We start from the raw sequence: 23,905 nt of genomic DNA, 5'->3' as shown, positions 1-23,905 counted from the left end.
AAGATGAACCAGTGCTATCGCCCTATGGTAGGCGGAAGAAACCGGCCCTCCATGCGCCACCAAGTCCAGCCGCTCCGGTGGGATACGACAAAGAGGCCGTATCCGGGGCAAGCCGTCACCGCAGGTGGAGCGGGTGCCACGGACAGGTCCCGCACGACACGTCCTAGGCGGGAGCACCCTCAGGAGTGAGTGCCACCGGCGGCGCGTCGTCCATCTCGAAGGCCATCGGGAACGGCGCCTTGCCCGCCAGCCGGAAGTACCGCACCAGCCGGTGCTCACGCACCGCCCGCGCCGCCCGCACCGCGTCGTTGTGGAACCGCCGCGCCATCGGCACCCGCCGCACCGCCGCCGTCAGATCCCGCACCGCGTCCTCGCCGCCCGGCTCCGCCACCAGCGCCGCCACCTGCTCCGACTCCGCGAACACCGCCCGCAGCGCCAGGCTCAGCTGGCTCTCCGCCACCTCGCGCTGCTCGTCCTCCGCCTGCCGGGCCGCGTGCGCCGCGTCCAGCAGCAGCAGCGACGCCGCCGGATCCAGCAGCGAGGACGTCGCCAGCTCCATCGCCACCGACGCCCGGCGGACCAGCTGCGCGTCCAGCGCCGCACGGGCGGCGTCGATCCGGGCGTGCAGCCGGTCCAGCCTTCCGGCCGTCCAACTCAGGTACATGCCGAACAGCACCACGGCCACGCCGGCCCAGATCCAGGTAGTCACGGGGCGCTACGCTACCGGGTGCCCCCGGTTCACCCCTCGATCGCGGTGTTCCGGTACGCGTCGCGGTCGATGTCGCGCACGTCCACCGCCAGGTGCAGCCGCTCCCCCGGTGCCGGCTTCACCCGCTCCGCCAGCAGCGCCAGCACCCCCTCGGTGAGCGCCGACTTCGCCTCCGGGCTGCGCCCCGGGAAGATCTGGAACTGCACGAACACCTGCGCCTCGGGACGCTCGCTCCAGCCGACCACGACCTCCGGGTCGGTCGGCCGGAAGATCGTCTTGCAGCCCTCCGGCTGGGCGGCGATGGTCTCCACCGCCAGCCGGTTGATCGCCAGGCCCAGCTCACGGCGGTCGAAGGAACCGGCCAGGCTCGGGGAGTAGTCGACGGAGATCTGCGGCATCGGGCCCTCCAGGGACACGGGGACTGCGGACGGTGGAACCGTCCGACCTTAACCGCGCCCGCCGCCCGTTCAGTCCCGGGCCAGCCCGAACCGGCCGCGCCGCCCGCTGCGCTCGTCCTCCACCACTGCGGCCTCCCCCGCCGTCACCGTCTCGTACACGGCCAGGATGTCCGCGCCCACCGTCGACCAGTCGAACCGCCGCACGTGCCGCGACGCCGCCTTGCGCAGCTCCTCCAGCCGGGCCGGATCCCCCAGCAGCCGCAGCGCGGTGCGCGCCAGCGCGTCCGCGTCCTCGACCGGGAAGAGCTCGCCCGCGTCCCCGCCGTCCAGCACCTGCTTGAACGCGTCCAGGTCGCTCGCCAGCACCGGCGCCCCCGCCGACATCGCCTCGACCAGGATGATCCCGAAGCTCTCGCCACCGGTGTTCGGCGCCACGTACAGGTCCACGCTGCGCAGCAGCCGGGCCTTGTCCCGGTCGCTCACCATGCCCAGGAACTCCACCTGCGCCCGGACCTCCGGCGCCAGCCCGGCGACCGCCTCCTCCTCATCGCCCTTTCCCGCCACCAGCAGCCGCACCCCCGGCCGCTCCGCGAGGATCCGCGGCAGCGCCGCCAGCAGCGTCGGCAGCCCCTTGCGCGGCTCGTTGATCCGGCCGATGAAGCCGATCGTCCCCGGCCGCCCCTCGGCCGCACCGCCGCTCCACCGCTCGTCCGGCTCCGCGCCGGCGAAGAAGCCCACGTCCACGCCGTTGGGGATCACCACCGCGTCCCCGCCCAGGTGCTCCACCAGGGTGCGCCGCGCGTACTCGCTCACCGCGATCCGCGCCCGCATCTTCTCCAGTCCCGGCTGCAGGATCGGCGAGGCCGCGATCATCGCCCGCGAGCGCGGGTTCGAGGTGTGGAAGGTGCCCACCATCGGCCCCGACGCCGACCACGCCGCCAGCATCGACAGGCTCGGCGAGGCCGGCTCGTGCACGTGCAGGATGTCGAACCGCCCCTCGTGCAGCCACCGCCGCACCCGGGCCGCCGACAGGATCCCGAAGCTCAGCCGCGCCACCGAGCCGTTGTACGGCACCGCCACCGCGCGCCCCGCCGACACCACGTACGGCGGCAGCGCCTCGTCGTCCTCGGCCGGCGCCAGCACCGACACCTCGTGCCCCAGGCCGATCAGGTGCTCGGCGAGGTCCCGGATGTGGAACTGCACACCACCGGGGACGTCCCAGTCGTACGGGCAGACGATGCCGATCTTCACGGGTCTCCTCGAATCCTGCGGGCGGTGCGGGTGCGGGTACGGACTGCGGTCGGGCGGACGGGCGCCTCAGGCCCCCGACGCCTCGGCCGCCGGCTCCCCGGCCGCCTCCGCCGCCGGACGGACGGCGGGCTCCCGGACGGCCGGACGGGCGCCGCCCGCGGCCCGGGACGCCCCCGCCTCCACCGTCTCACGGACCGGGAGGTCGGCCAGCCAGAAGCGCTGCAGCATGTGCCAGTCCTCCGGGTGCTCCCGGATCGCCGCCTCCCACACCCCGGCCATCGCCTGCGTCATCACCCGGGTCTTCTCCGCCCGGTCGCCCTGCGCCGGCACCACGACCTCCGGGTGCACCTGCGCCCGCATGGTCCGCCCCTCGTACCAGATCGACACCGGCAGCAGCGCCGCCCCGGTCCGCTGGCACAGCGCCGCCGGACCGGCCGGCATCCGCGTCGCCTCACCGAAGAACGACACCTCGATGCCCGCCTCCGAGAGGTCCCGGTCCCCGACCAGGCAGACCAGCTTCCCCGCCCGCAGCCGCCGCGCCAGCGTGCCCACCACGCTCACCGAGCCGCCGGTCAGCGCCAGCACCTCCATGCCCAGGCTCTCCCGGAACGCCACGAACCGGTCGAACAGCCGCTCCGGCTTCAACCGCTCCGCCACCGTCGTGAACGGGTACCCCCGGCTCGCCACCCAGGCGCCCGCCAGGTCCCAGTTGCCCATGTGCGGCAGCGCCGCCACCACGCCCCGCCCGGCGTCCAGCGCCTGCTGCACGTGCTCGAAGCCGTCCACCCGCACGTCCCGCAGCACCCGCCCGCGGCCCCAGACCGGCAGCCGGAACGACTCCTGCCAGTACCGCATGTACGAGCGCATCCCGGCGCGCGACAGCTCCCGCAGCCGGGCCTCGTCCGCCTCCGGGCACACCCGCAGCAGATTCGCCTCCAGCTGCAGCACCCGCTTGCCGCGCCGTCGCCACGCGTAGTCCGCCAGCCGGTCGAACAGCGCCCGCACCACCGGCTCGGGCAGGTGCTTGAGCGCCCCCCAACCCGCCGCGTACGCCGTGTACACCAGCCGCTCCACCACTCGGTCCTTCACCGCGACTCGGTCCTCCACCGCGGGCCCCCTCTCAGCTTCCGGCCGCCACGCGGTCCGCCTCGAACGCCTCACGGCGCACCTGCAGCATCCGCTGGAACACCGTCACCAGGCTGCCGACCGCCACCAGCCACAGCGCCACCGGCAGCAGCCACTCCACGTACGGCACCCCGAACGTGTGCAGACCCGCCACACCGGCCGCCACCAGACTGATCACCAGCCGCTCGGCCCGCTCCACCAGCCCCGACACGTCGCACGGCAGCCCCTGGCTCTCCGCCCGCGCCTTGGTGTACGACACCACCAGCCCGCTCGCCAGGCAGAACACCGCGACCGCGCACAGCAGGTTGTTGTCACCCTTGCCCGCGTACCACATCGCCAGACCACCGAAGACCGCCGCGTCGGCGACCCGGTCCAGCGTCGAGTCCAGGAACGCCCCCCACTTCGTGGACCGCCCCAGCTGCCGCGCCATGTTCCCGTCCACCAGGTCCGAGAAGATGAACAGCGTGATCGTGATGGTGCCCCAGAAGAACTCCCCGCGCGGGAAGAACACCAGCGCACCCGCCACCGAACCGGCCGTGCCGACCAGCGTCACGGTGTCCGGGCTCACACCCAAACGGATGAGGAACGCGGCGAACGGGGTCAGGACACGTGTGAAGAAGGCACGCGCGTATTTGTTGAGCATGGCCTTCCCGACCGCTCCGATCTCCCTGGTACCCGCCTGCGGCCAGATGCGCGGCAGACGACCCGATGGATCAGCCCATCCGGCGCACCCATCGTAGCCACGCCCACCGACCTCCCCCGGCACACACCGCCCCCGGATGCCGCTCGCGCGCCCCTCGCCGCCCCCGCCCCTAGACTTTCACCGACAGCCTCGGCGCGACGGGAGGAGACCCCGATGCCCGACCGCAGCAACGCCAGAGCCGGCCAGGCCCCCGCCGTCACCGGCCCGGGCGACCTGCGCAACGTCGTCCTCATCGGCTGCGCCGGCGTGGGCAAGACCACCCTCGCCGAATCCCTCGCCCACGCCGCCGGCGCCATCGGCCGCCCCGGACGGGTGACCGACGGCACCACCGTCTCCGACCACGAATCCATCGAGCACCAGCAGCAGCGCTCCGTACAGCTCTCCGTGCTCCCCCTGGAGTGGCGCGGCACCAAGATCAACCTGATCGACCCGCCCGGCCACCCCGACTTCGCCGCCGACCTGCGCGCCGCCCTGCACGCCGCCGACGCCGCCGTCTTCGTCGTCTCCGCCACCGACCCCGTCACCGCCCCCACCCGCGCCCTGTGGCGCGAGTGCGCGGCCGAGAACATCCCGCGCGCCATCGCCGTCGCCAAACTCGACATCGCCCGCGGCAGCCTCGACGACATCCTCACCGCCTGCCACGACGCCTTCGGCCTCGGCCCCGACACCCTCCGGCCGCTGTTCCTGCCCGTCCACCACGACGGCCGGCCCGACGGCAGCGTCGACCTCCTCACCGGCCACACCTACGGCCAGGCCGACCCCCTGCCCGACAGCGCCCCCGCCCGCGAGAGCCTCGTCGAAGCCATCTCCGGCCAGGACGACGCCCTCATGGAGCAGTACCTCACCGGCGAAACCCCCGACACCGACTCCCTCGAAGCCGGCATGCGCCGCGAGGTCCTCGCCTGCACCCTCCACCCCGCCGTCCCCACCAGCGAACACGGCCTCGGCGCCACCGAACTCCTCGACCTCATCACCACCACCTTCCCCACCCCCGCCGAACGCACCCGCCCCGCCCCCGCCTGCGACCCCGACGCACCCCTCGCCGCCCAGGTCGTCCGCGTCACCGGCGACGCCTACGTCGGCCGCATCAGCCTGCTGCGCCTCTACGCCGGCACCCTGCGCCCCGACACCCGCATCCGCCTCACCGGCCCCGACCACCCCGCCGAGCAGGACGGCGAGGAACGCGTCACCGGCCTCACCAGCCCCTTCGGCAAGCTCCAGCGACCCGTCCCGCACGCCGTCGCCGGCGACCTCGTCTGCGCCGCCAAACTCACCACCGCCCGCGCCGGCGACACCCTCCAGGAACCCGGCGGCCAGCTCGAACTCGACACCTGGACCCTGCCCGAGCCCCTGCTGCCCATCGCCGTCGAGGCCCACAGCAAGGCCGACGACGACAAGCTCTCCCAGGCCCTCTCCCGGCTCGCCGCCGAGGACCCCGCGCTACGCCTCGAACAGAACCCCGACACCCACCAGCTCGTCCTCTGGTGCACCGGGGAGGCCCACGCCGACGCCGTCCTCGACCGGCTGCGCAACCGCCACGGCGTCCACGTCGACACCGTCGAGCACAGGGTCGCCCTGCGCGAGACCTTCGGCACCGCCGCCGCCGGCCACGGGCGCCTCGTCAAACAGTCCGGCGGCCACGGCCAGTACGCCATCTGCGACCTGGAGGTCGAACCCCTTCCCGCCGGCTCCGGCTTCGAGTTCCAGGAGCACGTCGTCGGCGGCTCCGTCCCCAAGCACTTCATCCCCTCCGTCGAGAAGGGCGTCCGCGCCCAGCTCGCCAAGGGCGTCGCCACCGGCCACCCGCTCGTCGACATCCGGGTCACCCTCACCGACGGCAAGGCGCACTCCGTCGACTCCTCCGACGCCGCCTTCCAGAACGCCGCCGCCCTCGCCCTGCGCGACGCCGCCGAACACGCCGTCATCCGGCTCCTCGAACCCGTCGCCGCCGTCGGCGTCCTGCTGCCCGACGACTACCTCGGCGCCGTCCTCGGCGACCTCTCCGCCCGCCGCGGCCGCGTCCTCGGCACCGAGACCGGCGGCCCCGGCCTCACCCTGCTGCGCGCCGAGGTCCCCGAACTCGAACTCGCCCGCTACCCCGTCGACCTGCGCTCGCTGACCCACGGCACCGCCGAGTTCACCCGCGCCCACCTGCGCCACGAGCCCATGCCGGCCGCCCTCGCCGCCCGCTTCGACGGCCGGGACGACTAGTCTCCGAGTCGCCGCGGCTCAGCGCCGCGGCAGCGCGCAGGCCGGCGTCCCGCCCGGCATCCGGTGCCGGTTCTTCGCCACCCAGCGGTACACCAGCGCCGCCACCGGCCGCACCGGCGCCAGCGCCAGCACCCCGCCCAGGTACGCCCACACCCCGCCCGAACGCATCAGCAGCCGCGCCACCGCCTGCGCCCCGCCGTACACCCGGCCCGCCGGCGTCACCCAGAGCACCTCGCGCTCCGCGCGCTCCCAGGACACCTCCGCGCGCCCCCCGGCCACCGCGTCCAGCCCCGCCAGGTCCGCGAACTGGAACGGCACCGCCTCCCAGCCCCCCGACGCCAGCGTCTGCCGCGGATAGCGCTCCGCCCAGGTCACGCACGTCGTGCAGAACCCGCAGTCCCCGTCGAACACCAGCACCGGATCCGTCAGTCCATCGCTCTCCATGCCGTCATCGTGCACCATCCCGTCCGACCGCCCGCGACCGGGCACCGGACGGTGCGTCGGACGGTCGAAACGTGGGCATCATGCCCCACAGGTCCATCGTGGCCCGTTCGTGACGGCACTTCAGACGATCATGCCCGCGCCGGCACCCCGGCACGGTAACCTGCCGCAGGACAAAGGGGAGGAGGGGACGCCACCGTGACCACACTCGACATGACCCCGGGTGCGCAGATACCCCGGACCGACGCCGGACCGCAGACCGCCGGCACCCAGGCGCTCTCCTCGGCCGCCTACCGCGACACCAACCTGGAGGAGGGCGCCGGCAAACTCGACGGCGTCAGCGCGAAGAAGGGCCGCTTCGCCCTGTTCGCGCCCAACTTCGGCGAGGCCTTCAGCAAGGCGCTCATCTCGCGCGCGCTCGGCGGCGACCGCAAGCCCCTGGTGCCCTCGTTCGGGGTGGAAACCCGCCAGATCGTCGAGCACGCCCTCGCCGCCGAGGAGATCCGCCGCAACCGCGACCGGCAGCTGTCCACCGTCTCCGTCGTCACCGGCCTGCTCTGCCTGCCCGGCGCCCTGGTCTGGCTCGGCGCCTTCCAGCTGCGCGCCTGGCTCAAGCGCGACAACCCCAAGAACGCCGGCGCCTACGGGGCCGCCGTCCTGCTCCTGGCCGCCGCGCTCGCCGTGCTGCTCGCGATCAAGCCACCGGCCGGCGGCATCCTCGGCCTCTACCTGCGCGTCGTCATGCTCGCCCCGGTGATCGGCTGGTACCTCGCCCGGCGGATCGTCGAACGCACCGCCGTCGACCTGCGCGCCCGCTGGCTCTCCCTGGCCGACGGCAACGCCGTCGCCGCGACCGTCCCGATGGCCGTCCCCCGCGACGACCTCGACAAGAAGGCCGCCGACCTGCGCGCCAAACTCGGCCGCCTGGAGGCCGAGCAGGAGACCAACGTCCAGCACTACGCCGGCCCCAAGGGCATCCTCGGCGCCGGCCGCCGCTGGGGCGAGTGGAAGCTCATCGACACCCTGCGTCCCGCCGAGGGGCAGATCGACTTCCGCCAGTTCCACCCCTGGGACCTCGTCCGCAAGATCTCCGGCCACCTCAAGGCCCTGGGTATCAGCGAGGTCGCCAACAGCGGCATGCCCAACGTCCAGGTCAAGCAGTGGGTCGTCTTCGAGGTCGGCGAGAGCGCCGACGAGATCAGCCGCCCCGGCAGCGCCGACATGGACGGCGACCACATGCGCGACTTCGCCGTCCAGGCCATCGCCGACAAGCAGACCTTCGGCGGCGGACCCCGGCACTACCTCGCCACCCAGTTCATCACCCACGACGGCAAGCTCGTCCTGACCTTCACCGTCACCGTCGTCCTGCTCGCCAACACCCTCAACATCACCGTCGCCGGCTACGCCCTCGGCCCGATCAACGGCTTCTTCTTCGACAAGCCCAAGGACAAGGAGAAGTCGGTCTCCAAGACCTTCCGGTTCTGGGAGGACCGCACGGTCAAGCTCCCGCTGATCGACAACGACGAGGTCGTCCGGCAGGCCGTCCGCGCCCCCTTCTACCGGACGCCCAGCCTGCTCTCCTGGCTCGGCGGCGGCCTCGGCCTGCCCGAGCCCTTCGGTCTGCGGCACACCTGGGCCGGCCAGCCCTGGGGCACCCGCACCATGGCCGACAACGCGCTCAACGCCTCCCACCCGGTGCTCGCCGCGGTCCACACCGCCACCCTGGAGTTCCTCGCCGAGCACGACCTCGACACCGAGCGCGCCTTCAAGGGCCGCGCGGCCGGACTCAAGGCCGAGGCCCAGGGCAGCCGCCCGTTCAGGGTCGACCAGTACGACGCCGGCTGAGCCGACCACCTGCCCACCGACGCGCAGGGCCCCCGCCGACTCGACGGTCGGCGGGGGCCCTGCGCGTCGCGGGTCTCAGCCCTGCGGCCAGGCCTCGGCCAGCATCTTCCGGGTGTCCGCCAGCAGCTGCGGCAGCACCTTGGTGTGCCCGACCACCGGCATGAAGTTGGTGTCCCCGCCCCAGCGCGGCACCACGTGCTGGTGCAGGTGGGCCGCGATGCCGGCGCCGGCCGCCGCGCCCTGGTTCATGCCGATGTTGAAGCCGTGCGCGCCCGAGGCCGCGCGCAGCGCCGTCATCGCCTTCTTGGTGAAGACCGCCAGCTCGGCCGTCTCCGCCTCGTCCAGCTCGGTGTAGTCCGCCGCGTGCCGGAACGGGACCACCATGAGGTGCCCGCCGTTGTACGGGTACAGGTTGAGCACCGCGTACACGGAGTTGCCGCGCGCGACGACCAGCCCGTCCTCGTCGCTCAGCGACGGGATCGAGCAGAACGGGCAGCCGTCGTCCGGAGCCGGGCCGGTGGGCTTGTTCTCGCCCTGGATGTAGGCCATCCGATGGGGGGTCCACAGGCGGCGGAAGCCGTCCGGCTCCCCGACGCCCTGCTGCAGTTCCGGCTCAGTCGTCATGCTGATCAGCATATTCGCCCAACCGTGGTTGCGAAGCCGCGCGGGGCGGACTCCCGAAGGAGCCCGCCCCGCGCTCACGCCCGACGCCCGGCGTCAGACCTGGATCCGGCGCTCGACCGCGTCCACGATCTCGGTGATCGCGTCGGCCAGCGGCACGCCGTTCTTCTGCTCGCCGTTGCGGTAGCGGAAGGAGACCGCGCCCGCCTCGACGTCGTCGTTGCCGGCGATCAGCATGAACGGGACCTTGCTGCGCTGGGCGTTGCGGATCTTCTTCTGCATCCGGTCGTCCGAGGTGTCCACCTCGACCCGGATCCCGCGCTTCTTGAGCTCGGCCGCGACCTCCAGCAGGTACGGCACGTGCTCGTCGGTGATCGGGATGCCGGTCACGGTGACCGGGGCCAGCCACGGCGGCATGGCACCGGCGTAGTGCTCCAGCAGCACCGCGAAGAAGCGCTCGATCGAGCCGAACAGCGCCCGGTGGATCATGACCGGCCGCTGGCGCGAACCGTCCGCCGCCGTGTACTCCAGGTCGAAACGGACCGGCAGGTTGAAATCGAGCTGGATGGTCGACATCTGCCAGGTGCGCCCGATGGCGTCCCGCGCCTGCACCGAGATCTTCGGGCCGTAGAAGGCCGCGCCGCCCGGGTCCGGGACCAGCGGCAGACCCTGCTTCTCGGCCACCGCGGCGAGGACGGCGGTGGCCTCCTCCCACGTCGCGTCGTCCCCGACGAACTTCTCCGGGTCCTTGGTGGACAGCTCCAGGTAGAAGTCGGTCAGGCCGTAGTCGCGCAGCAGGTTGAGCACGAAGGTGAGGGTCGAGTCGAGCTCGTCCGCCATCTGCTCGCGGGTGCAGTAGATGTGCGCGTCGTCCTGGGTGAAGCCGCGGGCGCGGGTCAGACCGTGCACCACGCCGGACTTCTCGTACCGGTACACCGTGCCGAACTCGAACAGGCGCAGCGGCAGTTCACGGTACGAGCGGCCGCGCGCGTCGAAGATCAGGTTGTGCATCGGGCAGTTCATCGGCTTGAGGTAGTAGTCCACGCCCTCGTCGAGCTGCATGGGCGGGTACATACCGTCCGCGTACCAGTCCAGGTGGCCGCTCTTCTCGAAGAGCTTCCCCTTGGTGGCGTGCGGGGTGTAGACGAACTCGTAGCCCTCCTCCTCGTGCCGGCGGCGCGAGTAGTCCTCCATGGCGCGGCGGATGATGCCGCCCTTGGGGTGGAAGACGGCGAGGCCGGAGCCGATCTCCTCGGGGATGGAGAAGAGGTCGAGCTCGTTGCCGAGCTTGCGGTGGTCGCGCTTGGCGGCTTCCTCCAGGAACTCCAGGTGCGCCTTGAGCTCGTCCTTGCTCGGCCAGGCGGTCCCGTAGAGGCGCTGCAGCATGGGGTTCTTCTCGCTGCCGCGCCAGTAGGCGGCGGCGGAGCGCATGATCTTGAACGCCGGGATCATCCTGGTGCTGGGCAGGTGCGGGCCGCGGCAGAGGTCGCCCCAGCACTGCTCGCCGCTCTTGGCGTCCAGGTTGTCGTAGATGGTGAGCTCGCCGGCGCCGACCTCGACGTCGGCGCCCTCGCCGGCGGTGGCGGCGGAGCCCTTGAGGCCGATCAGCTCCAGCTTGTACGGCTCGTGGGCGAGCTCCTCGCGGGCGGCCTCGTCGGTGACCACCCGGCGGGAGAACTTCTGCCCGCGCTTGATGATCTCCTGCATCTTCTTCTCGATGGCCTTGAGGTCATCGGGGTGGAACGGCGTCGCGACGTCGAAGTCGTAGTAGAAGCCGTCCTTGACCGGCGGGCCGATGCCGAGCTTGGCCTCCGGGAAGAGCTGCTGCACGGCCTGGGCCATGACGTGCGCGGTGGAGTGGCGCAGGATGTCGAGGCCGTCCTGGCTGCTGATCACGACCGGCTCGACCTCGTCGCCGTCCTGGAGGGCGTAGGCGAGGTCCTTGAGCTGGCCGCCGACGCGGGCGGCGATGATCGAGCGGTCGTCGGCGAAGAGCTCGGCGGCCGTAGTGCCCGTGGTCACCACGCGCTCTTCCCGATCGGGTTCGCGGTTGATGATTACCCGGACGTCCGTCACCGGTCTCTCCTGACGTGCTGGATTCAGAGGACGCAGCACAGCGCTGCGCCTGACGATGGTACCGAGAGCGGTGGCCCCACCGTCACCTCCGTACCCTTCCTACGCGTCCTTCCCGCTCCGCCCCTCCCCCAGGGTCTTGAGCAGGCGCTCCCGCTCGGCCTCCTCCAGCCCGCAGGGTTCCGGGCCGGTGGGCCGGACGAGCCGGCGGAAGCCGCCGCGCCGCTCCAGGCGGCCGCTGATCCGCACGGGGGTGCCGGCCAGGTGGGCCTCGGCGGCGATCCGGTAGGCCGGGTCGGGCAGCCGGACCTTGACCTCGTCGACCTCGGCGCCGCCGAGCACCCGCAGCCGCACGCTGCCCGGCCCGGCGGGGTCGGCGCGCTTGAGGCGGACGACGAGGCCGACCAGGGTGACGGCGACCGCGGGCTCGATGCGTTCGAGCAGGTCGGCGGCCTCTCCGAGGGCGGGCAGGTCGCCGGGCGAGAACTCGACGGCGATCCGGCGGTCGCCGAAGCCGCCCGGAGTGCCGGCGGCGGCCGACCAGGCGACGGTGAACCGGCCGGCGGTGGCGCCGCGCACCAGGTCCTGGACGGATTCGACCAGTTCGCGGCTGACGCCGGACTGGACGGCGTTCTCGAAGGCCTCGCCGCCGCCGCTGACCCGCCGGTAGTCGACGGCGTCGCGCAGCGCCTCCAGGGCGCGGACCAGGGTGGTGACCGCCGCCCGGCCCTCGGGGGCGGGTGTGTAGGCGGTCAGGCCGGGGCCGCCGGCGACGACCAGGACCCGGTCGAGGAAGTCGCCGGCCCAGGCGTCGAGGCGGGCGCCGAAGTAGGCGGCGCGGGTGCGACCGGCCTTGGCGCCGGCGGCGAGCATGGCGCGGGCGGCGTGCCGGAGCCGTTCGGTGTCGTCCCAGGGCGCGGCACCGGGGGCGGTGGCGCCGGTGGGTGCGGCGAGGTCGCGGTGCCACTGGAGTTCGTCGCCGGGGACGGCCAGCGCGAGCAGGATGGCGCGGGCGGAGGGGCTGGCGGAGCGGGCGAGGGCGGTGACGGCGTCGGTGAGCAGTTCGACCGCGTCGTCGAAGCCGTCGCCGGCGGGGACGAGCAGGCTGACACCGGGGTCGGTGCCCTCGGGGGGCGTCCAGCGGCCGTAGCGGGCAGAGGGTCCGCCGCGCCGGACCCAGCCGTGCCGGGCGAGCAGGGTGGCGAGCACCGCGGGGTCGACGGCGCCCGGATCGGGCAGCGGCCCGGTCTGCGGCGGTTCGCCGAGCGTGGGACGCATCGGCCCGTGGGGCAGTGTCATGGGGCGGCTCCTCCCGGCCGGGGCCGGGCCGTCACGGGCTGCCGCCCGCGCCGACCCTGGCCATGATGTCGCACAGGGCGCGGTCGTCGAAGACCTTCGCGGTGGGGACGCGGACGTTGGTCCGGCGCTGCCCGGTGATCGGGTGGCCGGCCAGGTTGACCCAGTAGCAGCAGTGCCGCAGTTCGAGGGCGTCGGGGCGGGCGGCCAGCCAGCGGTCGACGCGGCGGGGCAGCAGCATGACGACGAGGATCCGGGGCACGGCGACCCGGGGGCGGGCGAGCTTGCGCAGGTGGTCGTTGTCCAGGGTGAAGGAGAAGAAGGGACCGCGCGGGTCGGGGGCGATCTGCTGGGTGGCCTTCAGCTGGATCTTGACGGTGACCTCGTCGTCGACCTCGTGGCTGCGCGAGCCGTGGCTGACCTGCCAGTCGATGCCGTTGTCGGGGAACGGCTGGGAGAGCGAGCAGCCGGCCGCGGCGGCGACCGCGTGCAGGTAGCCGACCTGCAGGGTCTCCATGCAGGCGGTCACCGCCAGCTCGCCCCGCAGGACGGCCGCCGCCTCCTCGGGCTGCGGCTGCGTCAGCGCCATGACCGTCCGGCCTCCCCCGTCCCTCAGGGGCCCGTCCGGATTCGAACAGGGCGCCCGTGGGCAGGGTGCCCGGCCGGTGCGGCGCCAAACGGTTGAGGGGGCGTCAGGGGCGGGTATCACCCGGGCGGGACCGCGCAGTTTTCGAGGGGCAGTCATGCAGCAGCACTGGTTCACCGGCCCGCTCGCCTCCTTCGACACCGAGACCACCGGCGTGGACGTCGAGACCGATCGCATCGTCTCGGCCGCCCTGGTCGTCCAATCCGCCCCGGGCGCCGTCCCGGAGGCCACCGACTGGCTCGCCGATCCCGGCGTGCCGATACCCGACGGCGCCCGGGCGGTGCACGGGATCAGCGACGAGAGGGTGCGGGCGCACGGGCGGCCGGCGGCGGTGGTGGTGGCGGAGCTGGCCGCCGCGCTCGCCGAGCAGGCCCGGGCCGGGCGGCCGGTGGTGGTGATGAACGCGCCGTACGACCTGACGCTGCTGGACCGGGAGTTGCGTCGGCACCGCGGGGTCTCGCTGGCCGGGGCGATCGGCCCGGGCGAGCTGCTGGTGCTGGATCCGCGGGTCCTGGACAAGTACGTGGACCGCTACCGCCGCGGCCGGCGGACGCTGACCGACCTGTGCGCGCACTACGGGGTGGAGCTGGCCGGGGCGCACGACGCGGGGGCGGACGCGACGGCGTCGCTGGAGCTGGTGCGGGCCATCGGCACCCGGTTCCCGAGGGCGCTGGGCGGGCTGACGGCGGCGGAGCTGCACCAACGGCAGACGGTCTGGCACGCGGCGCAGGCGCGCGGGCTGCAGGCGTGGTTCGACCGGTCGGGGGCGGACGAGCGGGTGGACCTGTCGTGGCCACTGCGGCCGGCCCGGTGCGGTTGCGGCCGCCGGCTGTCGCCGGAGCACGCGTGCGAGGTGGCGGCGTAGCCGCCGGGCCCGGGAACGCCGCAGGCCCTGACCGGTCTCCCGATCAGGGCCTGCGTGCTGTCCGGTGGGCGATACTGGGATCGAACCAGTGACCCCTTCGGTGTGAACGAAGTGCTCTCCCGCTGAGCTAATCGCCCGGGCAACGAGAAGAACTGTAGCACCATTCGGGCGGTGTCGTACAACTCGTTCAGGGAGTGCCGCCGACGCGTCCGCAGAACTCCCGCGCGAAGCGGAAGGTGACTGCCCCTCAGCACATTCCCGGCACCGTTCGGCGGATTGTGGAAATACATGTGAGGCCCAGCCGAAAATCGGCTGGGCCTCACATATCACAATGCATTCCGGTGGGCGATACTGGGATCGAACCAGTGACCCCTTCGGTGTGAACGAAGTGCTCTCCCGCTGAGCTAATCGCCCGGGTGCAGAGAAAACATTACCGCATCCCGGAGGGTGCTCCGAACACTCCGCCGCCCCCGGACGGCCCCGCCCGGGGGCGGCGGCGGACGGGGCCGGGCGGCTCAGTCCTCGTGGATCTTCCAGGGCATGACCAGCCCGTACTTCCACAGGTACCAGCCGCAGAGCGCGGCGATCACGGCCAGGCCGATCGCGGTGAGCGTCAGGTTGCGGCGCCGCACCCGCGGGTCCAGGGCCTTCTGCGCGGCCTCGGCCACCTTGCGGCGGGTCCAGCGCAGCACCAGCTGGGCCCAGACGAACTCGGTCGCCCAGATGCCCATGCCGAGGAAGATGACCACCCAGCCGGGGCCGGGCAGCGGAAGCATGATCACACCGAGCACCACCACGGCGAGACCGACCAGGAAGACGGCCACCTGCCAGCTCAGGTGCAGCGGACGGGAACGGCGGATGAACCCCGGGGCGCGCGAGCCCAGCGGCTTGTCACCCTCCGTACCGGCCCCGTCGCCGGCCTCCGTCGGCACCCCCGTGTCGTCCGGCACGATCGCATCCCCCGTTCCGGTGTTCCCGCCCGCGTCCCCGCGTGCCTCGTCGCTTCGCACAGTCATGCCACGAAACTAACCGAGAAGCGGACCGGTAATCGTCCGGCGGGCACTCTGTGGCGATTCCGCAATGCGCCGTAAGGGGTACGACTCGCGCCCGAATCGGGACAGAGGGGTTTACATCGGTCGTGGAGGTGGGATGGTCCGTTCGCCGACGTGCGATTCCCCGAGCGCACACTGAGCGAAAGGCCATGGCGCTTATGAACACCACGGTCAGCTGCGAGCTGCACCTGCGCCTCATCGTGTCCAGCGAGTCCTCACTGCCCGTCCCCGCGGGCCTGCGCTACGACACCGCCGACCCCTATGCCGTGCACGCCACCTTCCACACCGGCGCCGACGAGACCGTGGAGTGGGTGTTCGCCCGAGATCTCCTTGCGGAGGGGCTGCACCGACCCACCGGTACGGGCGACGTCCGGGTGTGGCCCTCGCGCAGCCACGGACAAGGGGTGGTCTGCATCGCCCTGAGCTCTCCGGAAGGAGAAGCCCTGCTGGAGGCCCCGGCCCGGGCGCTTGAGTCGTTCCTCAAGCGGACGGACGCCGCCGTTCCCCCCGGCACCGAACACCGTCACTTCGACCTCGACCGGGAGCTGTCCCACATCCTCGCCGAAAGCTGACCCCGACCGGAGGCGGTCGCACCCCGCTGCACGCGGGGTCGTAACCCCTGCCGTCAACCGCAGCCGTCCTACTCGGGGGCACGGCAGCAGACTCAGCCGCGCACGACGCGGTCTCGGGGCCGGTGACGAAACGGTTCTCTCCCAATCGGAGCGGGCCGGAAGCACCGAAGGCGCCCGGCACCGGAGCCGGCCATCTCTTGGATGGCCGGCCTCGCTGCCGGGCGCGGCCGTTTTCCGCGGAAATCTCCGCACAGAGTGACGGGATCCGTACGCATCTTCGACGGAAGCCACCGCCGCACGTCGCACCACCCCGGTAAGGTCTGGGAATGACCCGTAGTCGCGGGGTGCCCACGGCCCCCTCCGCGCGAGGAGCCGCCCGTGCTGATCACCCATGACACCGAGTGCGCACTGAGCATCCTCGTCGAGCTGCTCAACACCGCACCCGAGGTGTGCGGCACCGAGCTGCTGCCCGACGTGGCCGCGCTCGACGCCTTCGTGGTCCGGCAGGAGATCAGTGAGGTCGACTCGCTGACCGACGGCGACCTGCACCAGGTGCACCGGCTGCGCTCCCGGCTGCGCGAGGTCTTCGGCACGGAGTCCACCGAGGAGGCCGCCGAACTGGTCAACGCCCTGGTCGCGGCGGCCGGCACGACGCCCCGGCTGACCAACCACGACCACCACGGGTGGCACATCCACTACTTCGCGCCGCACGCCGCCATCGGCGACCACCTGGCCGCCGAGATCGGCATGGCACTGGCGTTCATCCTCACCGCCGGCGAGCGCGAGCGGCTGCGCCGCTGCGAGGCGCCGGACTGCGCGCGGGTCTTCGTGGACCTCTCGCGCAACCGCTCGCGCCGCTACTGCGACAGCCGGACCTGCGGGAACCGGCTGCACGTGGCCGCCTACCGGGCCCGCCAGCGCTCGGCGGAGACGGTCCCCTCCGCCTGAGCGCTCCGCACGGGGCTCAGATGCCGCGGCGGCGCAGGATCTCCTCGATGTCCGCGAAGTCGCCGAGCCCGTCGTCGCCCTTGCCCTTCTCGGCGCGCTGGGCCTTCTCGGCGCGCTTGGGCTCCGTCTGGGCGCCCTGGCCGGCGGGAGCGACGGCCGGGCGGGCCGGAGCGGGCCCGGCGGCGGGGGCGGCGCTCTCGCGTCCCCCGGTCACGGCGCCGCGCCGGCCCACCCAGCGGGTGGTGACGAGCAGCCCCGCCGAGACCGCCAGCAGCACGATGCCGGTCCACACCCGGGGGTCGAAGACCAGCTTGACCGCCCAGTCGGCGATCTCGTCGCCGATCGTCCGGGCCACCGGGAACAGGCCGGTCAGATAGAGGCCGGCGGGCAGCAGCGCGACGGCGAACCAGCGGGTCGCGGAGAGGAAGCGCCGGCGGTAGGCGCGCAGGCCCGCCACCGCCACGCCGCCCGCGGTGAGCGCGAAGGCGACCGCCGCCGTCAGCACGGCCGCCTCCCCGCGGCCGTCGTCCCTGGCGCTCCGGGCGTCGCTCCGGATGTCGGACTGCCAGTCGGACTGATCATCTCGTCGGACCTCCCACTACCTCGGTCTGGCGAACCGGCCGGACCCGGCCGCCGGAACGGCACGGGCCCCACTGATGGAACACTGGGGGCATGATCGAAGGTTCCCTCCCCCGTCTTGAGTTCTGGTGCGAACTGCAGTGCCCGGACTGCCGCACCGCCCTCGGCGACGTCCGCGCGCTGCGTGCCCGCTACGGCGACGCGCTGCCGATCGAGCTGCGCCACTTCCCGCTGGAGAAGCACAAGCACGCCTACCCCGCCGCCGAGGCGGCCGAGGAGGCCTTCGCGCAGGGCCTCGGCTGGCCGTTCGTCGAGGCGCTGCTGGAGCGGGTCGAGGACCTGGAGGCGCGCGGCACCCAGGTGCTCCTGGAGGTGGCCGGGCAGGTGGGGGTGGACGCCGAGGAGGTGGACACCGCGCTGGTGGACGGGCGGCACATGCTGATCGTGGACGCGGACCAGGCCGAGGGCCGGGCGATCGGGGTGACCGGCACGCCGACGTACGTGGTCGCCGGGCAGCGCTTCGACGGCGGGCAGAGTCAGGACGGCCTGCTGGAGCGCGTCATCGCCGCCGTCGAGGCCGCGCGGGCTTCCTGACCCGTCACAGCAGCGGCTTGCCGAACACCCGGTTGGTGACCCGGTAGCCGAGCGACTCGTACAGGCGGATCGCGACCTCGTTGCCGCTGAAGACGTTCAGCCCGAGGTCGCGGACGCCCGCCGCCAGGCACTCGCGCTCGGCGAGGCACATCAGCGTCCGGCCGTGACCGCGGCCCCGGTGGGCGTCGGCCACCTCGACCACCATGACCCAGGCCAGCGGGGCACCGTCGGGCAGGTCGCGCAGCCGCAGCGCCAGCCAGAGCGAGCCCAGCGGCTCCTCGCCCGCCGCGTACAGCCGGCGCAGCGCGACGCCCGGGGTGTCCGCGCCCTGCGGCAGCAGTCTCACGTGGTCGGCGTCGGACTTGGCGCGGGCCTCCTCCGCGCCGAGGCCGGAGGCGCGCAGGTCCTCCAGGTAGCCGGCCTTGGAGTCGGCCAGCCAGGCCGGGAACTCCTCGGCCCCGATCGGGCGCGCGGTGGCGCCGGACGGCAGGGCGGGCGGCTCGTCCAGCCGCTTGACCATGTTCCGCATCCGCTCGGTGTAACCGAGGGTGACCGCGAGCGAGCGGGCGACCTGCGCGGACTCGGGGATGTCGGCGTCCACCCGGGTGCAGCCCCAGCCGCGCAGCACCTCCTCGGCGGCCAGCGCGCCGATCGTTCCGCGCCCCCGGCCGCGTCCGCTGTGGACCTCCAACTCGGCTATCTCGCCCCACGTCTGACTGCCACGCGGGACGGCGGTGGTGCGCAGGCCGCCGACCGGGCGGCCGTTGACGCAGATCTGCCAGCGCCGGGTGCGGCCGCCGGTGGGGGTGGGGGTCTCCGGGCTCTCGGGGCGCAGCGTGGTGGTCATGTCGGGGTCCCTTCCCCGCCGTCCGGCTCTTCTACCGGCCGGGACGCGTCGTCCCCGCCGCGGGGTTCCCGGCGGGGACGGCGCGGGGCGGTGCTCAGGGGTCGAGGTCGTCGCCGCTGCGCTCGGCGAAGGTGGCCATGGCCTTCGCGGTGGCCGGGCCGGGGCCGGGCAGTTCGCGGTCGTCGACACGGGTGACGGCCTGGACGTCGCGCAGCGAGGAGGTCAGGAAGATCTCCTCGGCCTCCCGAAGCGCGTCGAGCGGGAGGTCTGCCTCCTCGGCGCCGCACCAGTCGACGACGAGCCGGCGGGTGATGCCGGCCAGGCAGCCGGAGGAGAGCGGCGGGGTGAGCAGGCGGCCGTCGAGGACGACGAAGACGTTGGAGCCGGTGCCCTCGCAGAGCCGGCCGGCGGTGTTGGCGAGCAGCGCCTCGGAGGCGCCCGCGCGGTGGGCGGCGGCGAGGGCGACGACGTTCTCGGCGTAGGAGGTGGTCTTGAGGCCGGCGACGGCGCTGTGCTCGTTGCGGCGCCAGGGGACGACGGTGACGGCGGTGGTGTCGGGGCGGCGGGTGGCGGTGCCGAGGGAGGCGACCAGGGTGGGTCCGGTGTCGCCGCGCTCGGAGCCGAGCGGCGCGGTGCCGCCGGTGTAGGTGATGCGCAGGCGGCCGAGCGGCATCGGGTTGGCGGCGAGGACGGCCGCGCAGGCCTCGCGGACCCGGTCGTGGTCGGGGTCGGGCAGGCCGAGGCCGCGGGCGGAGCGGGTGAGCCGCTCCAGGTGGCGGGTGACGGCGAAGGCCTTGCCGTCGACGGCCTTCATGGTCTCGAAGACGCCGTCGCCGGTGGTGAGTCCGTGGTCGAGGACGGACAGGGCCGGGTCGGCGGAGTCGACGAGGGTGCCGTTGACCCAGCTGGTGGTCGGGTGCTGCATCGCGGGGTGCTCCTCGCGGGAGGGTGCGGGCCGGCCGGCGGCGGTGGCGGGCGCGGTCCGGGGCGGGTCGGGTCCGGGGCGGGTTCAGTCGGTGTCGGGACGGGGCTCGGTGCCCGACGCTATCGCGACCAACCGGGCGGCCTTCAGCTCGGTTTCCGCCCACTCGCGTTCGGGGTCGGAGCCCCAGGTGATGCCGGCGCCGGTGCCGAAGCGCAGCTCGGGCACCGCCGGGTCGGTCCGGTCGATCCAGAAGGTGCGGATGCCGACGGCGAGTTCGCCCTCGCCGCGGTCGGCGTCGACCCAGCCGACGGCGCCGCAGTAGGGGCCGCGCGGGGCGGTCTCCAGGGCCTCGATGATCCGCAGGGCGCTGGACTTGGGGGCGCCGGTGACGGAGCCGGGCGGGAAGGTGGCGGCGAACAGCTCGGGCCAGCCGGCGTCCGGGCGCAGGGTGCCCTCGACGGTGGAGACGAGGTGGACCAGGCCGGGGTGCTTCTCGACCGCGCACAGGTCGGGCACGGTGACGGTGCCGGTGGCGCAGACCCGGCCGAGGTCGTTGCGGACCAGGTCGACGATCATCACGTTCTCGGCGTGGTCCTTGTCGAGCAGGTCGTGCTCGGTGCGGCCGGTGCCCTTGATCGGGCCCGAGGAGACGGTGCGGCCGGTGCGGCGCAGGTAGAGCTCGGGCGAGGCGGTGGCGATCTCCACGCCGTGCCCGGGCAGCCGGATCGTTCCGGCGTACGGGGCCGGGTTCCCGTGGGCGAGCAGGCCGGTGAGGGCGTCGACGTCCGAGCGGGCGGGGTCGGGCAGCGGCGCGGAGAGCACTCGGCAGAGGTTGGCCTGGTAGACCTCGCCGGCCGCGATGTGCTCGCGGATGCGGCGCACGCCCGCGGTGTAGGCGGCGCGGTCGAGCGAGCTGTGCCAGGAGCCGGCGGCCGGGCCGTGCCAGCCGGCGCCGGAGGGCGGGGCGGGGGCCGGGCGGACGTCGTCGAAGCGGGCGCAGGTGAGCCGGCCCTCGAAGTCGTGGGCGACGGCCCACCAGCCGGCGGAGTCCAGGGCGGCCGGGTCGGAGGTGACGTCGCGCAGCCCGGTCGCGAGGCGGCCGCCGAAGCGGGCGAGGGGGTGCTGGGGGTCGAGGTGGCCGGACACGGTTCTCCTGCGCGGGGCTTTGCTTGGGGTTGCGGTGCCTGAAGTGTAGGTCGGGGGGCGCGAGCAGAACCGGCCGTCGCGCGGGCGTACGCGGGGTGACCTGCGGGTGTCACTCAGGGTGTCGTTCCACCGCCGCCGCGCCCGTCCGGGCCGGTCCGCGCCGGGGCGTCCGACGGCCGCCCGCCGGACATGCTGCGGGAACGGATTTTTAGCTGGCCCGGGAATCCGCTAGAGTTCAACACGTCGCCACGGAGCGCAGCCGGGAAAACCGGTGAAGATCCCGGCAGACAGGCGGACGTGGCTCAGTTGGTAGAGCATCACCTTGCCAAGGTGAGGGTCGCGAGTTCGAATCTCGTCGTCCGCTCGACGAAGGACAGTGTAAGATCGTCCTTCGAGTGTTGCCTGGTGGAGTGGCCGAGAGGCGAGGCAACGGCCTGCAAAGCCGTCTACACGGGTTCAAATCCCGTCTCCACCTCCAAGAGGCTCGCCCGGCTCCGCCGGGTGGCCTCCCCGCGCGATTAGCTCAGCGGGAGAGCACTACCTTGACACGGTAGGGGTCACTGGTTCAATCCCAGTATCGCGCACCATGCCCGGCCCTGCCGGACACCTGCCCCGCGCGATTAGCTCAGCGGGAGAGCACCACCTTGACACGGTGGGGGTCACTGGTTCAATCCCAGTATCGCGCACGTCGGATCTTCCAGGATCTTCGGATCCCGGGGTTCGCCGCGGAACACCACCGCACCAGCGCGATTAGCTCAGCGGGAGAGCACTACCTTGACACGGTAGGGGTCACTGGTTCAATCCCAGTATCGCGCACGTCGGGTCCTCCGGGGCCTGCTGCAGGACCGCCTTACCAGGCGCGATTAGCTCAGCGGGAGAGCACTACCTTGACACGGTAGGGGTCACTGGTTCAATCCCAGTATCGCGCACAGTGACGGCCGGGGCCGCGACTCGTACGGGTCGCGGCCCCGGCCGTTTCGGCGTTCCCGGAGCCGTTCTCACGGGGTGTTCCCGAAAGCCTTGCCCGAGGGCGTCGCCCGGGAGCGCTGCCCGGAAGGAACGGAAGACGCAGAAGAGCCGCGTACGGTCGCCCTCACCGACGTCCGTACGCGGCCTCTCCGCCTGCCGGGGCGCTCTGCGCGCCGCTCCTCGCCCGTCCGCGTGTCATCGCGGGCGCGGCCTCCCCGGCGGCACTGGCTCCCCGTCCCCAGGGGATCAGTGCCCGTTTCGGTGGGCACCCGAGGTGCCCGGCCCGGTCAGCGGCCGATCAGTTCGGCCACCGCCTGGGCCTGGTTCGCCATCTGCTCCCAGCCGCCGAACAGGACGGCCAGCAGCACCGCGCAGGGCAGTGCCATCGCCACCGCCACCGCCGGGTGCCGGGTCCGCTCCGCGGCGCCGGGCTGGGTGAAGGCCGGCCGACGTCGGCGGGAGGTGGATCCCGTGGGCTGCGGTGCCATGCCCCTGACTCCTCTTTCGTGAGCTCGGCCGGTGGATGGACGGTGGTGCACGTGGACGCGGTGGACGGCTTACCTCGGGGGACGAGCTCCCCGTCCACCGCTGAGAACAACGGTATGGCGGGAGGGGGTTGGCGGGCGTCATGCCGTCGTACTGTTCTCCGGGCCTCCCGGAGGATGACGATCAGACCTGGGTAGTACTACCGCAGGGGGAGACGTCCGAGACCCGGTCCCAGGGGGAACCCTGAGAGGCGACCCCGAGAAACGATTCGCCGGCACACCGACCGGATGTCAGTGCAAGATCCGACAATCGGACGGTGGCTTCAGGTGTTGCGTATCAGCACACCGCAGCGGGCAGTCCGTAAGCTGTGCCAGACAGGAACTGACGACGCCCCATCCGACGGGGCCTCACCCACAGTCTGACGGGGAAACGAGAATGGCGATGATGCGGCTGAGGCGTGAGGACCCCCGCATCGTCGGGCCGTACCGCCTGCACCGGCGGCTGGGAGCCGGCGGCATGGGCGTGGTCTACCTCGGATCGGACCGCAGGGGGCAGCGCGTCGCGCTCAAGCTGATCCGCGCCGAGCTGGCCGAGGACGTCGAGTTCCGCACCCGCTTCGCCCGCGAGATCGCCGCCGCCTCCCGGATCCGCGGCGGCTGCACCGCCCGCGTCATGGGCTCCGACATCGAGGCCGACCGGCCCTGGCTGGCCACCGCGTACGTCCCCGGGCCGTCGCTGTACAAGCGGGTCGGGGACGAGGGGCCGCTGGGCTGGTCCGAGGTCGCCCGGATCGGGGCCTCGCTCGCCGACGGGCTGGTCAAGGTGCACGAGGCCGGCGTCGTCCACCGCGACCTCAAGCCGTCCAACATCCTGCTGTCGCCGCGCGGGCCGCGCATCATCGACTTCGGCATCGCCTGGTCGCGCGGGGCCAGCACGCTCACCCACGTCGGCACCGCCGTCGGCTCGCCCGGCTTCCTCGCCCCCGAGCAGGTGCGGGGGGCCGCCGTCACACCCGCGACCGACGTCTTCGCCTTCGGCGCCACCCTCGCGTACGCGCTCACCGGGGACAGCCCGTTCGGCTCCGGGGCCTCCTCGGAGGTCATGCTCTACCGCGTCGTCCACGAGGAGCCCGACCTGTCGGCGGTGCCGGCGCAGCTCGCGCCGCTGATCCGGGCCTGCCTGGCCAAGGAGCCCGCCGAACGGCCCGGCGCGGCGGCGCTGCACGAGCGGCTGAGCGAACTGGCGGCGCGCGGTGCGACGACCGGCCCGGGCGCGATGCCGGGCGGCGCGGCCGGCCACGGCTCCGGCGGGCCCTTCGGCCGGGGCCGCGGGGCCGGGCGCGGCCAGGCCGCCGCCGGGAACGGCGGCGTCGGGGCCAGTGGGGTCGGTGGGGTCGGCCCGGCCGGTGGCGTGCCGGGCGTGGGCCGGGCGGGCGCCGTCCGGGGTGCCGGGCCAGGGGCGGAGCGAGTCGGGGCACCGGGACACCCGGGACGTCCGGCGCACCCGGGGCACCCCGTGCGTCCGGCCGGGCCGGTGCCGGCCGCACCGGCCGCCGCCGCACCGCGCGGAGTCCCGGCGCCCGGGCGGGCGCCCGAGCAGGCCG

At 73.4% G+C, this 23,905-nt stretch carries 23 protein-coding genes and 8 tRNA genes; 13 read left to right on the top strand and 18 right to left on the bottom strand.

Annotated features, from left to right (window positions below; all coding sequences use genetic code 11):
* Positions 1-163: 163 nt before the first annotated feature.
* The 5 genes from ACFVVU_RS34235 to pgsA all read right to left on the bottom strand — a co-directional run bounded on the left by ACFVVU_RS34235 (position 164) and on the right by pgsA (position 4,126).
* Entirely contained in the window at positions 164-709 is a 546-nt protein-coding gene (locus ACFVVU_RS34235) for a hypothetical protein (protein WP_380685660.1), read from the bottom strand.
* A gap of 29 nt (positions 710-738) precedes the next feature.
* On the bottom strand, positions 739-1,107 hold the full coding sequence (locus ACFVVU_RS34230) for a 5-carboxymethyl-2-hydroxymuconate Delta-isomerase (RefSeq protein ID WP_380685658.1): 369 nt from the start codon (positions 1,105-1,107) through the stop codon (positions 739-741).
* A 69-nt stretch (positions 1,108-1,176) separates the two neighbouring features.
* Positions 1,177-2,358, bottom strand: a complete 1,182-nt coding sequence (locus tag ACFVVU_RS34225; protein ID WP_380685656.1) for a glycosyltransferase family 4 protein — start codon at positions 2,356-2,358, stop codon at positions 1,177-1,179.
* A gap of 66 nt (positions 2,359-2,424) precedes the next feature.
* The gene (locus ACFVVU_RS34220) at positions 2,425-3,447 is read right to left on the bottom strand and encodes a phosphatidylinositol mannoside acyltransferase (protein ID WP_380685654.1); all 1,023 of its coding nucleotides are present in this window, start codon (positions 3,445-3,447) and stop codon (positions 2,425-2,427) included.
* Between the two features lie 31 nt (positions 3,448-3,478).
* A complete protein-coding gene (gene pgsA / locus ACFVVU_RS34215) occupies positions 3,479-4,126 on the bottom strand; it encodes a phosphatidylinositol phosphate synthase (RefSeq protein ID WP_380685652.1) in 648 nt (215 codons plus the stop codon).
* 213 nt (positions 4,127-4,339) lie between these two features.
* Between pgsA and ACFVVU_RS34210 the strand changes: the two genes are divergently transcribed.
* Positions 4,340-6,397: an elongation factor G-like protein EF-G2 gene (locus tag ACFVVU_RS34210; RefSeq protein WP_387793893.1), complete on the top strand. Its 2,058-nt coding sequence runs from the start codon at positions 4,340-4,342 to the stop codon at positions 6,395-6,397.
* A gap of 18 nt (positions 6,398-6,415) precedes the next feature.
* Here the strand turns inward: ACFVVU_RS34210 and ACFVVU_RS34205 are convergent, their stop codons facing one another.
* Positions 6,416-6,841 (bottom strand): thiol-disulfide oxidoreductase DCC family protein, encoded by a 426-nt coding sequence (locus tag ACFVVU_RS34205; RefSeq protein ID WP_380685648.1) that lies wholly within the window; start codon positions 6,839-6,841, stop codon positions 6,416-6,418.
* Positions 6,842-7,036: 195 nt separating this feature from the next.
* Here ACFVVU_RS34205 and ACFVVU_RS34200 point away from each other — a divergent pair, with 195 nt between their 5' ends.
* Positions 7,037-8,683, top strand: a complete 1,647-nt coding sequence (locus ACFVVU_RS34200) for a hypothetical protein (RefSeq protein WP_380685646.1) — start codon at positions 7,037-7,039, stop codon at positions 8,681-8,683.
* Between the two features lie 75 nt (positions 8,684-8,758).
* On the opposite strand, the gene ACFVVU_RS34195 is transcribed toward ACFVVU_RS34200, so the two are convergent.
* The 4 genes from ACFVVU_RS34195 to ACFVVU_RS34180 all read right to left on the bottom strand — a co-directional run bounded on the left by ACFVVU_RS34195 (position 8,759) and on the right by ACFVVU_RS34180 (position 13,262).
* On the bottom strand, positions 8,759-9,319 hold the full coding sequence (locus ACFVVU_RS34195) for an HIT family protein (RefSeq protein ID WP_380685596.1): 561 nt from the start codon (positions 9,317-9,319) through the stop codon (positions 8,759-8,761).
* A gap of 81 nt (positions 9,320-9,400) precedes the next feature.
* Entirely contained in the window at positions 9,401-11,380 is a 1,980-nt protein-coding gene (thrS, locus tag ACFVVU_RS34190; RefSeq protein ID WP_387793892.1) for a threonine--tRNA ligase, read from the bottom strand.
* Positions 11,381-11,479: 99 nt separating this feature from the next.
* Complete coding sequence (locus ACFVVU_RS34185) at positions 11,480-12,676, bottom strand: hypothetical protein (RefSeq protein WP_380685600.1); 1,197 nt, start codon at positions 12,674-12,676, stop codon at positions 11,480-11,482.
* Between the two features lie 31 nt (positions 12,677-12,707).
* Positions 12,708-13,262 carry a DUF4365 domain-containing protein gene (locus tag ACFVVU_RS34180; RefSeq protein ID WP_387793891.1) on the bottom strand — a complete coding sequence of 185 codons (555 nt, stop codon included), beginning with the start codon at positions 13,260-13,262 and terminating at the stop codon, positions 12,708-12,710.
* 154 nt (positions 13,263-13,416) lie between these two features.
* On the opposite strand from ACFVVU_RS34180, the gene ACFVVU_RS34175 reads away from it, so the two are divergent.
* Positions 13,417-14,184, top strand: a complete 768-nt coding sequence (locus ACFVVU_RS34175) for an exonuclease domain-containing protein (protein ID WP_387793890.1) — start codon at positions 13,417-13,419, stop codon at positions 14,182-14,184.
* A gap of 65 nt (positions 14,185-14,249) precedes the next feature.
* Here ACFVVU_RS34175 and ACFVVU_RS34170 read toward each other — a convergent pair.
* The 3 genes from ACFVVU_RS34170 to ACFVVU_RS34160 form a co-directional block, all read right to left on the bottom strand.
* Positions 14,250-14,321 (bottom strand) — tRNA-Val (locus tag ACFVVU_RS34170).
* Positions 14,322-14,526: 205 nt separating this feature from the next.
* Positions 14,527-14,598: transfer RNA gene (locus ACFVVU_RS34165), tRNA-Val, on the bottom strand.
* 101 nt (positions 14,599-14,699) lie between these two features.
* A complete protein-coding gene (locus tag ACFVVU_RS34160) occupies positions 14,700-15,200 on the bottom strand; it encodes a TIGR02611 family protein (RefSeq protein ID WP_380685607.1) in 501 nt (166 codons plus the stop codon).
* Positions 15,201-15,394: 194 nt separating this feature from the next.
* On the opposite strand from ACFVVU_RS34160, the gene ACFVVU_RS34155 reads away from it, so the two are divergent.
* The gene (locus ACFVVU_RS34155; RefSeq protein ID WP_030056266.1) at positions 15,395-15,808 is read left to right on the top strand and encodes an SsgA family sporulation/cell division regulator; all 414 of its coding nucleotides are present in this window, start codon (positions 15,395-15,397) and stop codon (positions 15,806-15,808) included.
* A gap of 378 nt (positions 15,809-16,186) precedes the next feature.
* Positions 16,187-16,756, top strand: coding sequence for a CGNR zinc finger domain-containing protein (locus tag ACFVVU_RS34150; protein WP_380685609.1), 570 nt, complete (start codon positions 16,187-16,189; stop codon positions 16,754-16,756).
* A gap of 16 nt (positions 16,757-16,772) precedes the next feature.
* Here ACFVVU_RS34150 and ACFVVU_RS34145 read toward each other — a convergent pair whose 3' ends face one another.
* The gene (locus tag ACFVVU_RS34145) at positions 16,773-17,261 is read right to left on the bottom strand and encodes a hypothetical protein (protein ID WP_380685611.1); all 489 of its coding nucleotides are present in this window, start codon (positions 17,259-17,261) and stop codon (positions 16,773-16,775) included.
* A gap of 167 nt (positions 17,262-17,428) precedes the next feature.
* Here ACFVVU_RS34145 and ACFVVU_RS34140 point away from each other — a divergent pair, with 167 nt between their 5' ends.
* Positions 17,429-17,929 carry a DsbA family protein gene (locus ACFVVU_RS34140; RefSeq protein ID WP_387793889.1) on the top strand — a complete coding sequence of 167 codons (501 nt, stop codon included), beginning with the start codon at positions 17,429-17,431 and terminating at the stop codon, positions 17,927-17,929.
* A 4-nt stretch (positions 17,930-17,933) separates the two neighbouring features.
* Here the strand turns inward: ACFVVU_RS34140 and ACFVVU_RS34135 are convergent, their stop codons facing one another.
* The 3 genes from ACFVVU_RS34135 to ACFVVU_RS34125 form a co-directional block, all read right to left on the bottom strand.
* On the bottom strand, positions 17,934-18,776 hold the full coding sequence (locus tag ACFVVU_RS34135) for a GNAT family N-acetyltransferase (protein WP_387793888.1): 843 nt from the start codon (positions 18,774-18,776) through the stop codon (positions 17,934-17,936).
* Positions 18,777-18,870: 94 nt separating this feature from the next.
* A complete protein-coding gene (locus tag ACFVVU_RS34130) occupies positions 18,871-19,701 on the bottom strand; it encodes an aminotransferase class IV (RefSeq protein ID WP_387793887.1) in 831 nt (276 codons plus the stop codon).
* 84 nt (positions 19,702-19,785) lie between these two features.
* The gene (locus ACFVVU_RS34125) at positions 19,786-20,847 is read right to left on the bottom strand and encodes a chorismate-binding protein (RefSeq protein WP_387793886.1); all 1,062 of its coding nucleotides are present in this window, start codon (positions 20,845-20,847) and stop codon (positions 19,786-19,788) included.
* 291 nt (positions 20,848-21,138) lie between these two features.
* Here ACFVVU_RS34125 and ACFVVU_RS34120 point away from each other — a divergent pair.
* From ACFVVU_RS34120 to ACFVVU_RS34095, 6 genes are all read left to right on the top strand, one after another.
* Positions 21,139-21,211, top strand: a tRNA-Gly gene (locus ACFVVU_RS34120).
* Positions 21,212-21,251: 40 nt separating this feature from the next.
* Positions 21,252-21,325, top strand: a tRNA-Cys gene (locus ACFVVU_RS34115).
* A 34-nt stretch (positions 21,326-21,359) separates the two neighbouring features.
* Positions 21,360-21,434: transfer RNA gene (locus tag ACFVVU_RS34110), tRNA-Val, on the top strand.
* A gap of 27 nt (positions 21,435-21,461) precedes the next feature.
* A tRNA-Val gene (locus tag ACFVVU_RS34105) sits at positions 21,462-21,533 on the top strand.
* Positions 21,534-21,591: 58 nt separating this feature from the next.
* Positions 21,592-21,663: transfer RNA gene (locus ACFVVU_RS34100), tRNA-Val, on the top strand.
* Between the two features lie 41 nt (positions 21,664-21,704).
* Positions 21,705-21,776 (top strand) — tRNA-Val (locus ACFVVU_RS34095).
* 327 nt (positions 21,777-22,103) lie between these two features.
* On the opposite strand, the gene ACFVVU_RS34090 is transcribed toward ACFVVU_RS34095, so the two are convergent.
* On the bottom strand, positions 22,104-22,304 hold the full coding sequence (locus tag ACFVVU_RS34090) for a hypothetical protein (protein WP_380690098.1): 201 nt from the start codon (positions 22,302-22,304) through the stop codon (positions 22,104-22,106).
* Positions 22,305-22,737: 433 nt separating this feature from the next.
* Between ACFVVU_RS34090 and ACFVVU_RS34085 the strand changes: the two genes are divergently transcribed.
* Positions 22,738-23,905: serine/threonine-protein kinase (locus ACFVVU_RS34085; RefSeq protein ID WP_387793885.1), on the top strand; the 1,168-nt coding region annotated here is incomplete at its 3' end.

Origin of the sequence: Kitasatospora sp. NPDC057965 (assembly GCF_042887135.1) — a bacterium.
Lineage (GTDB): Bacteria > Actinomycetota > Actinomycetes > Streptomycetales > Streptomycetaceae > Kitasatospora.
The sequence above is the reverse complement of the archived record's forward strand: the minus strand, read 5'-3'. Positions and strand labels throughout refer to the sequence as shown.